The organism is Polaromonas sp. AER18D-145, from assembly GCF_002379095.1.
Classification (GTDB): domain Bacteria; phylum Pseudomonadota; class Gammaproteobacteria; order Burkholderiales; family Burkholderiaceae_C; genus Polaromonas.
This window is the reverse complement of sequence record NZ_NBZV01000078.1, coordinates 1-9,566: the sequence shown is the minus strand read 5'-3', so window position 1 is coordinate 9,566 and position 9,566 is coordinate 1. Positions and strand designations below refer to the sequence as shown.

The 9,566-nt window shown below is 64.9% G+C and carries 10 protein-coding genes; 2 read left to right on the top strand and 8 right to left on the bottom strand.

Features of this window, described 5'->3' with window-relative positions; all coding sequences use genetic code 11:
- Positions 1-477 precede the first annotated feature (477 nt).
- Both lpxC and B7G52_RS23715 read left to right on the top strand, forming a co-directional pair.
- Entirely contained in the window at positions 478-1,401 is a 924-nt protein-coding gene (gene lpxC, locus B7G52_RS22435; RefSeq protein WP_096699882.1) for a UDP-3-O-acyl-N-acetylglucosamine deacetylase, read from the top strand.
- A 26-nt stretch (positions 1,402-1,427) separates the two neighbouring features.
- On the top strand, positions 1,428-1,604 hold the full coding sequence (locus B7G52_RS23715; RefSeq protein ID WP_170954853.1) for a hypothetical protein: 177 nt from the start codon (positions 1,428-1,430) through the stop codon (positions 1,602-1,604).
- A gap of 61 nt (positions 1,605-1,665) precedes the next feature.
- Here B7G52_RS23715 and ruvC read toward each other — a convergent pair whose 3' ends face one another.
- The 8 genes from ruvC to B7G52_RS22395 form a co-directional block, all read right to left on the bottom strand.
- On the bottom strand, positions 1,666-2,214 hold the full coding sequence (ruvC, locus tag B7G52_RS22430) for a crossover junction endodeoxyribonuclease RuvC (protein WP_096699881.1): 549 nt from the start codon (positions 2,212-2,214) through the stop codon (positions 1,666-1,668).
- 112 nt (positions 2,215-2,326) lie between these two features.
- Positions 2,327-3,307, bottom strand: a complete 981-nt coding sequence (locus tag B7G52_RS22425; RefSeq protein WP_096699880.1) for a phosphatidate cytidylyltransferase — start codon at positions 3,305-3,307, stop codon at positions 2,327-2,329.
- Complete coding sequence (locus B7G52_RS22420; protein ID WP_096699879.1) at positions 3,307-3,918, bottom strand: 1-acyl-sn-glycerol-3-phosphate acyltransferase; 612 nt, start codon at positions 3,916-3,918, stop codon at positions 3,307-3,309. Before B7G52_RS22420 ends, B7G52_RS22425 begins: the two co-directional genes overlap by 1 nt.
- A 157-nt stretch (positions 3,919-4,075) precedes the next feature.
- A complete protein-coding gene (locus tag B7G52_RS22415) occupies positions 4,076-4,834 on the bottom strand; it encodes a transglycosylase domain-containing protein (RefSeq protein ID WP_096699878.1) in 759 nt (252 codons plus the stop codon).
- Entirely contained in the window at positions 4,831-5,691 is an 861-nt protein-coding gene (gene aroE, locus B7G52_RS22410; protein WP_096699877.1) for a shikimate dehydrogenase, read from the bottom strand. The genes B7G52_RS22415 and aroE overlap by 4 nt, the downstream gene beginning before the upstream one ends.
- Positions 5,688-6,536, bottom strand: a complete 849-nt coding sequence (locus B7G52_RS22405; protein ID WP_096699876.1) for an energy transducer TonB — start codon at positions 6,534-6,536, stop codon at positions 5,688-5,690. The genes aroE and B7G52_RS22405 overlap by 4 nt, the downstream gene beginning before the upstream one ends.
- A 285-nt stretch (positions 6,537-6,821) precedes the next feature.
- Positions 6,822-8,885 (bottom strand): ribonuclease catalytic domain-containing protein, encoded by a 2,064-nt coding sequence (locus tag B7G52_RS22400; RefSeq protein WP_096699875.1) that lies wholly within the window; start codon positions 8,883-8,885, stop codon positions 6,822-6,824.
- A gap of 98 nt (positions 8,886-8,983) precedes the next feature.
- Positions 8,984-9,566, bottom strand: a 583-nt coding sequence (locus B7G52_RS22395; protein ID WP_141397531.1) for a YqiA/YcfP family alpha/beta fold hydrolase, incomplete at its 5' end; no start/stop codon positions are given.

Genomic DNA, 9,566 nt, shown 5'->3' with positions numbered 1-9,566 from the left:
CCCCTAACCCCTCCCTCGCCCCGCTGGGCGATGGCGGGGGACTTCATTTGGCTACGTGTGCTGCACTCGCGTGCAAACATGACTGCCGCGTAAGAACGACGTGACGCGCTGTGCGCGTCACGTCTCCCCGCATCCGATCCTGCATTCGTTCCCCACCCGTCGGGCTGGGCCGAGGAGCGCAGCCGAAAGTGGATCAGGGCGAGCGATTGTCTGAGGCGCAGCCGAGTTCGAGCTCGACCCCACTTTCGGCGAGCACCGCAGGGTGCCCGCAGCGAAGCGAAGGGTCCCAGACCATCGGGTCGCCTTTTCTTTGGGTACTTTCTTTTGGCGAAGCAAAAGTAAAGTGCCTCGCCCGCCGGGGCGAGACCCGGCTTGTCTGAAGCACCAATGCTTTGGAAGCTTGTGCAGGCTTGTCTTGGTGCATCCCCTATTACCCGTGCTTTACCCGCGGTTCACCTACCCCCATTAAAATAACCCATGCTCGCCCAAAGAACCCTCAAATCCCTGACCAAGGCGGTCGGTGTGGGCCTGCACAGCGGTCAGCGGGTCGAGCTGACTTTGCGGCCGGCGGCGCCGGACACGGGCATTGTGTTTCGGCGCGTGGATTTGCCGCAGCCGGTGGATATTCCCATTTCCGCGCAGGCGGTGACCGACACGCGCCTGGCTTCAACGATTTCCAGCGGCAGCGCCAAGGTGCACACGGTTGAACACCTGATGTCGGCCTGTGCCGGCCTGGGCATCGACAACCTGTATGTGGACATCACGGCCGAAGAGGTGCCGATTCTCGACGGCTCGGCCTCCTCGTTTGTGTTTTTGCTGCAGTCGGCCGGCATTGAACTGCAGGCGGCGCCCAAGCGTTTCATCCGTGTTCTCAAGCCGGTCGAGGTGCGGGAAGGGCAGGGCGCCAGCGAGAAATGGGCGCGTCTGTCGCCCTACAACGGCTACAAGCTCGGGTTTGAAATCGACTTCGACCACCCGGCGGTGGATTCCACCGGCCAGCGGGTGGAGTTCGACATGGGCAGTGGCTCCTACAGCCGCGACATCGCGCGCGCCCGCACCTTCGGTTTTACCAAGGACGTCGAGATGATGCGCGCCAACGGGCTGGCCCTCGGCGGCGGCCTGGACAATGCCATCGTGATGGATGACTACAAGGTGCTCAACACCGACGGCCTGCGTTACAACGACGAGTTCGTCAAACACAAGATCCTCGATGCGATGGGCGACCTGTACCTGCTCGGCAAGCCGCTGCTGGCCGCCTACACGGCCTTCCGTTCCGGCCATGCGCTGAACAACAAGCTGCTGCGCGAGCTGCTGTCGCACGAAGATGCCTGGGAAGTCGTCACCTTCGACGATGAAAAAAAAGCGCCCCAGGGTTTTGCGACCCTGGCGCGGGCCTGGTAGCTGCCGGGTCGCACGCAGGAGGATGAATGCCGGTTTTTCGTGTCGCCATTTTCCTTCTGCTGTTCGCGGCCGGCGCGTCCTTTGCGCTTTATGCGATCACTTCCCAGGTCCGCTACAAGCGTGCTGGGCTCGCCATCCTCAAATGGACCGTGGTGGCCGCTTTCGTCTTTTTTGCCGTACTGATTACGGACCGCGTGGCCTGACAGGAACAGGCGTCAAGGCTGTGCGCATCATGCGGCCTCTCACCTACCTCACAGCTGCATTTCAGTAATGCCGGCCGTCCTTGAACGATGCGGTGGATTTGCGCTGCAGCGTCGCGGCGCGCGCCAGGATGGCGGCGGAGCCTCCCACATGGGCATGGGTGATCGCCAGGCCCAGCGCATCGGCGGCGTCCTTGCCCGGCAGTGACGGCAATTTCAGGAGGCGCATCACCATCTCCTGCACCTCGGGCTTGCCGGCCTTGCCGTAACCGGCCACCGCCTTTTTCATCTGCAGCGGTGTGTATTCGGCCACCTCGATGTTGCAGCTGACCAGGGCCGTGACACAGGCGCCGCGCGCCTGGCCCAGCATCAGCGTGGCCTGCGGGTTGACGTTGACAAACACGATCTCGCAGGCCGAGCTGTCGGGCGTGTAGCGGGCGCTGATTTCGCAGATGCCGTCGAACAGTACCTTGAGCCGCGCCGGCAGGTTGCCGCGGTCCAGGTGGGTCGTCTTGATGGTGCCGCTAGCGACGTAGCTCAGCGCGTGGCCCTCCACGTCGATCACGCCGAAGCCGGTGATCTGCAGGCCGGGGTCGATGCCGAGAATTCTCATTGGAGACGAGCCCCCACGCTTTTCACTGCGTGTAATACGCTGCCCCCCGAGGGGGCTGTGTTTGCTTGGGGCGGCCCGGCGCGGCGCACTTTCCTGATCGTGCTAAACAGGCTCATAAGCCAAAATACCACCGAACCGAATGAAAAAACACCGGCGCGGCAAAACACAGGGCGTCGACGCGGTCCAGCAGGCCGCTGGCGCCGGTGACCGACCGGCCTTCGCTGCCCCAGTTGGTGATGCCGCGGTCGCGCTTGAGGGCTTTCATCACCAGGTGGCCGAGTGAGCCGGCCACGCAGGCGATCAGCGCCATGGCCACGGCCTGCGCTGGCTTGAACGGTGTCAGGCCCGACATCAGCCCGCCAACAAAACCCCCGACGCCCAAGCCGATCAGCCAGCTGCTCCAGTGAAAACTCTGGCTCACCTGGGGCGCCGTGGGCGGGCGCGGCCACTTGCGCGCGGCCAAGTGTTGCACCAGCATGCCGGTCTGCACGACAAACACCAGAAAAAACACCAGGAAGGCGTTTTTGCCGCTGTAGCCCGGAAAGTCCAGCAGCAGCAGGGCCGGCACATGGCTGATGCCATAGACACAGACCATGATGCCCCACTGCAGCTTGGCATTGCGCTCCAGAAAACGCTGCGGATCGTTGGCCAGGGCGCTGACCACCGGGATCGCCAGGAACACATACACCGGGATGAACACCGTCACCAGGTCAAAGCGCTCGGTCATGACCAGCCAGAACTGGACCGGCAGCACCACAAAAAAAGCCAGCACCAGGCTGCGGTGGTCGCCGCGCCGGGTCGGCGACAGCGTGATGAATTCGCGCAGGGCGAAAAAGGCTACCAGCGCAAACAGCAGGGTGGCCACCGTCTCGCCCAGGGCCCAGCCGATCCAGAACACGGTGCACATGATCCACGAGGTGTTGAGCAGGCTGCTGAACTCCTTGATGTCCTGGGTGCGGATCTGGTCCTCGCCGCTGTCGCGCAGCGACATGATGAGCGCCGCGATGCCGGCCACGATCAGCAGGCCGAACACCACGACAAACAGCAGGCCGACTTGGCTGGACGGGCTCAGGTTGCGCAGAAAGCTGCTCATCAGCTCTCCCTCAGCGCCAGCACGGCGTCGCGCGCGCGCGCCAGGAAGGCGGCGCGGTCCTCGCCTTCCTGCAGCGCCATGGGCGCACCGAAGGTGACCGAACACAGGATGGGCACCGGCACGACTTCGCCCTTGGGCATGACGCGCTGCACGTTGTTGATCCACGCCGGCACCAGCACCACCTGCGGAAATTTCTGCGCCAGGTTGTACAGACCCGACTTGAAGGCTTGCGGCTCCTCCTGGTTGCCGCGTGTGCCCTCCGGAAACAGGATGATGGAGTCGCCGCTTTCAAGCGCATCGATCAGTGGCTCCAGCGGGTCCTGGTCGCCGGTCTTGGCGCGGTCCACGTAGATCGCGTTGAACACGGCCGTGGTGAGCCACTGCTTGAACGGCGTTTTGGTCCAGTAGTCTTTGGCGGCGATGGGCCGCGTGATGCTGCGCAGCTCGCTGGGCAGGGCGGCCCAGATCAGCACCAGGTCGGCGTGGCTCTGGTGGTTGGCGAAATAAATGCGCTGCTCGGCCTTGGGCGGGCAGCCCTGCCAGCGTGCCTGCGCGCCGGTCAACGCACGGATCAGGCCGAGCAGGAACAGGCTCATCAGCTTCGCTAACATTTTGAGCCCCCACGTTCGCGCACTGCGTGTCGCTCTCTGCCCCCCGGGGGGGCGCTGCGCCTGCGGCCCGGCCCTTCGGCAAGCTCAGGACAGGCCAAAGCCGGTTCCGCGGCCCCGGCTGGTCGGGAAGCGTAATCGTTATTCCCTTGTTCCTCCATCATGGCACCTCCACCCCGCCCATGCGCGCGGCGATGGTGGAGGCGCGCGACGCCAGGTAGCCCGAGCCCGGGCGGGTCTCGAAGTACTTGGGACGCGGCAGCATGACGGCCAGGCGCGCGGCCTCGTAGGCGCTGAGTTTCGAGGCGGGCTTGCGGAAATAGTGCTGGGCCGCGGCTTCGGCGCCGAACACGCCTTCGCCCCATTCGACATTGTTGAGGTAGATTTCCAGGATGCGCTGCTTGCTCAGCAGGGCTTCGAGCAGCAGGGTCAGCACCAGCTCCTGGCCCTTGCGCATCAGGGTGCGTTCGCCCGAGAGAAACAGGTTTTTGGCCAGCTGCTGGGTGATGGTGGAGCCGCCCACAATTTTGGGTGGTTTGGCGGCCTTGGCCATGCCCGCCGGCGCGGCGCGGCTGGACAGCCTGCTGGCAGCCTTGTCGGCGCGCTGCTCGGCCTGGGTGTTTTTCTCCCAGGCCTTTTCGAGGGCTTCCAGGTCCACCCCTTCGTGCTCGATGAAGGTGGCGTCTTCGGACGCGATGACCGCGCGCTTGAGGTTGGCAGGCAGCTCGGCATAAGGCACCCACTGCTGGCGCCATTTGAGCTCGCCCTTTTCCGTCACCAGACGGTACGCTTCGGAACGCTGGAAGGCCGTGGACTGCGGATCCACCACGGCCATCAGCACGATGCGGCCGACAAAATAAAGCTGCAGCGCCACGGTGGCCAGCAGCACCAGCAGGATCCAGCGCAGCACGGCTTTCATGCCGCGGCCTTTTGCTGTTGCTGCATTTCCTTGAGCACCTGGGCAGAAGGCGGGCGCACGCCGCGCCAGAACAGGAAGGATTCGGCGGCTTGCTCCACCAGCATGCCGAGGCCGTCGCGCGGCACCGCGCCGTGGGCCCGTGCCCAGTCGGTAAACCCCTGGGCAGCCGCGCCATACATCAAGTCGTAGGCCAGCGCACCGGGTTTGAGCAGGCGTGGGTCCAGCGTGATGGCCGCGCCGCTGAGGCTGCTCGCCGTGGCGTTGACGATCACATCAAAATCGGCGTCCAGCCCTTGCAGCTCCTGCGCCACCAGCTCTGTTTTTTGTAGCAGTTTCTGCAGCGAGGGATGGCTGGCGTGGCGCGCCACCAGCTCGACCGCGCGTGTATGCGTGCGGTTGGCGACAACCAGGCGGCGCGGACCGACCGCCAGCAACGGCCCCAGCACGCCGGCCGCGGCCCCACCGGCGCCCAGCAGCAGCAGGTCACGCCCGGCCAGTTGGACGCCCGCATTGTTCTGGATGTCATTGACCAGGCCGATGCCGTCGGTGTTGTCGGCTTCGATGCGGCCGGCGTCGAATTTCAGCGTGTTGGCCGCCTGCGCCAGCTGGGCGCGTTCGGTGGCGACGGTGGCCAGCCGGAAAGCCTCGAACTTGAAGGGCACGGTCACGTTGCAGCCGCGTCCGCCGCTGTCTATCCATTGCTGCAGCGCCTGGGCGAAGTGGTCCAGCGGCGCCAGCAGCTTGCGGTAGTCCATGGCCTGGCCGGTCAGCTCGGCAAAACGCGCGTGGATGGCAGGCGACTTGCTGTGTTCCACCGGGTTGCCGAGGACGCAATAGTGATCCATGGGGCCGCTCATCGCTCAAGGAGCTTGGTTTCCAGCGTCTCATTGTTCGCGAACTTGAAACGCGAGACCACCACGATCTGGTCGGCCTTGCGGCGCATGGCCTCGCTGAAACGGTCAAACGGGCCGGTGTTGCGTGCAATGCCCTGCGCCCGCCGGTCCAGCGTCAGGTTGCCCGAGGTTTCGGCCACCTCGGTGGACAGGATGCGGCCGTCGTGGTTCACCGTAAGCACCATGGTGAGTTCGCCGTAGAGTTTTTTGCCGGCCTGCTCGGGAAAGTTCACCGTCCCCTTTTCCTCGATCTTGCGGCGCAGCGTGTCGTAGTACACGGCATACACCTCCTCGCGGGTGGCGGGGCTGATGTAGCGCTTTTTGGGCCGCGCGTTTTCCTCGTTGATGCGCCGTTCGATTTCGGCCAGGATCTTGATCAGCTGCTTGCGCTTTTCCTCGCGCTCGGCCTGGGCCGGGTCGGCGGACGGCACCTTCGGGTCAGGCGGCGGCATGGCGGCGAGCTGCTTTTTGATCTGTGCCAGCAGCATGGTCTGCTGCTCCTGCATGGTCTCGACCTTGCGCTGCGCATCTTCGCTGGCGTCGCCCAGTTCGGTCAGTGCCGAAGGCGGCAGCGGGCTGGTGGCCCGGCCTTTTTCCGCCTCGCCACCACCGGCCAGCGAGGCCTGGGCGATGGCCTTGGCCTGGTCCGGGCGTTCGCTGGACTTCGCATTGACGAGGATCACCTCCAGCGGCGTGTCCTGGAAAATCCGGTTGAAACGTTCCGGATCGACAAAACGCACGGTCAGCAGGACCGCATGGAGGGCGAGCGATACGCCCAGGGCGATTTGCAGGGTGCTGGGGGACTTCACAGGACTGGATTATCGGGGTGAGGGCCTGTTCACACCATTTATACAAGTGCGAACGTGGTTAAAACAGCGCCAATCTAGGCGCGCGACGACGCTCAGCCTGGGCGGCTGGGCTAGGAGTGCAACGACGAGTGGCGTTGTTTTCACCACGTTCCCTCCGGGTTGCGGCCAAAAAGGCCATGCGCAGCGTTGCAAAGCCTGGCCGGGCGCCAGCCCGGCTGCGTTTTGCGCCTCGCGCATGGCCTTTTTGACTCGCAACGCATCTTGCATAAATAGTGTGAACAGGCCCTAAGCAGCGCCCGCCGCGGCGGCGGCGTCGTCGGCCGGCTCGTTCAGATCGACGGCGATGGAAATCGGACCAGCGGCAATTTCCGATTCGTTGTCTTCCTCGGCCACCTGCTCGGCGTCGGCTTCGTCCACCACGGCGTCCAGGCGCTCCAGCACCGTGCTGTGGATGTCGAGCGTGATCTCGTCGATGTCGCCCAGCCGGATGCGCACCTTGGCGCCGCGCGGCAGCCCCTGGGCCCCGGCGGCTGGCAACACCAGCGGCAGGTCGTCGGCGCGCACCAGGTTGTCCTTGAAGGCCGTCGCCGTGAGCTCGGTGATCTTGTTCTGTTGCAGGTATTTGAGCGTCCAGTAACGCTCGATGCCGGCCTGGAAACCGTTGTAGGCGCTGTAGGCCCCATCAAAGCCCGAGATGATGGAAAACAGTTCCGCGTCTTTCGGCTTGAACGGTGCGGCCAGCGCGGCCGTGCGGCCGTGTTTGACGCAGGCGATGATTTGCCACTGGTTGACCAGATCGGTGTAGCGGCGCAGCGGCGAGGTGGCCCAGGCGTAACTTTTGACGCCGATGCCGGCATGCGGCAGGGCCTTGGTGCCCATACGGACCTTGACGCCCGGCAACAGGCTGGCCTGGCTGCGGTAAATGCCGGGCACGCCATGTGTGGCCATCCACTCGCCCCAGGTGCTGTTGGCCAGGATCATGGCCTCGGCGACAATCAGGTCCAGCGGCGCGCCGCGTTTGCGGATGCCGATGCTGACCGTCTCGTTGCCTTCCGGCTCCTTGCCCGGGGCAATGTCGAGCGAGAAGTTGTAGTCGGGCCGGTTGAAGTTTTCCGGCTTGCCGCGCACCACTTCGCGCTGGGCCTTCAGGTGCATGGCCAGCCGGTGCAAAAAGGCCAGTTCCACGCCCCAGGCGACGCCGGCAGGTGGCGTGGCCTGCGCCGCTTCGAAGAAAGCTTCGTTGAAGGTGTGGTCCAGCTTGTCGTGGCGCAGGTTGCTCACGATGGGCACCTGCTCCAGCCGCGTCACCGACTCACGGATCGCCAGCGTGGCTTCGTCGAACGTCACATACAGCGACAGGGCCGGGCAGTTGCGCCCTTCCTGCAGGGTGTAGCTTTGCACCACCTCATCGGGCAGCATGGTCAGCTTGTAACCCGGCATGTACACCGTGGACAGGCGTGCGCGCCCGACGGCGTCCACCGGGCTGCCCGGCAACACCGCCAGCCCCGGCGCGGCAATGTGGATGCCCAGCGTGACCGTGCCGCTGCCCAGGCCCTGCACCGACAGCGCGTCGTCGATCTCGGTGGTGCTGGAGTCGTCGATGGAAAACGCCCGGACGTCCGCAAGCGGCAATTCGTCGCTGATGGCGGGCGCTTGCACGGCCGGAAAACCCGTGCCCTTCGGGAAGTTTTCAAACAGGAAGCGTTTCCAGTGGAACTGGTAGGGCGAGGCAATCGCACCTGATTGCTGCAGCAGGTCCAGCGGCGCCTTGTGCGCCGAGCGCGAGGCCTCGACCACCGCCTTGTATTCGGGGCTGTTCTTGTCGGGCTTGAACAAAATCTTGTAGAGCTGCTCGCGCACCGGCGCCGGGCAGTTGCCCTGCGTCAGTTCTTCGGCCCAGGCGCTGATTTGCGCGACGACCTGTTTTTTCTTCTCGATGGCCACCAGCGCCTGCTGGAGGATCTCGCCCGGCGCCTTGCGAAAGCGCCCCTTGCCGGCGCGGCGGAAGTAGTGCGGCGCCTCGAACAGGCGGAACAGGGCGGCGGCCTGCTGCTCGGTGGAGGCCGGTTTGGCCGGGTCGGCGCTGAAGTAGTCGCGCGCCAGGTCGGCAAAGCCGAATTCCTCGTCGCTCGCAAATTCCCAGGCCAGGTCCAGCTCGATCTCCGCGCTCAAGCGCTGGCCGGCGGCGACGAGCTCGGCAGGCGCGGGTTTTTCAAATTTCAGCAGCGCGTTGGCCGCCTTGACCTTGACACGTTTGCCCGAGTCGAGCTCCACCTGCAGCGAGGTATCGGCTTCGGACAAGATGCGGCCGGCCAGAAACTTGCCGGCCTCTTCAAACAATACAAACAAAACGACATCCTTTGGTTACTCTGGTACTGCAAACCGAACATCTCGCTACGTCCGGGCTGCGGTACCAGCTAGTGTAATCAGCCGCCCTTGGGCTGGCCTCAGGCGAGTTCCAGGAAGTCCATCAGCTCCGGCAGGTGGCGCTCGAAGTCGCTGATGGCGTGGTCACCGCCTTCGAGCAACCGGATGTGCGCGCCGGGGTAGCGGCCGGCCATTTCGCGCCAGTCCAGCACCTCGTCGCCCTTGGCGATGAGGGCGAAGTAGTTTTCCGGCCGGGCCACGGGACCGGGTTCCATGGCGCGCAACTCATCCACAAACCGCGGCTCGAAGAAAAAGCGTTCGTTCGGGTCGTGCCAGGCGGTCTGCTCGCCGATGTACTTCGCCAGGTCGCGCGCCGGATTCACCGCCGGGTTCAGCAGAACGGCCTTGCAGCCGCAGGTTTCGGCCACATGCGTCGCGTAAAAACCGCCCAGCGACGAACCCATCACCGCCATGGTGTCCCGCGGCCAGCCGGCGATGCCCTGGCTCACCCTCTCCATCGCTTCCCGCGGTGAAGGCGGCAGTTGCGGACACCACCAGACCACCTCGGGGTGGCGGCTTTGCATCCACGCGGCGACCTGCCGGGCTTTGGCGGATTGGGGGGAGGAGCGGAAGCCGTGGAGGTAGAGGAGGTGGGTGGTGGGC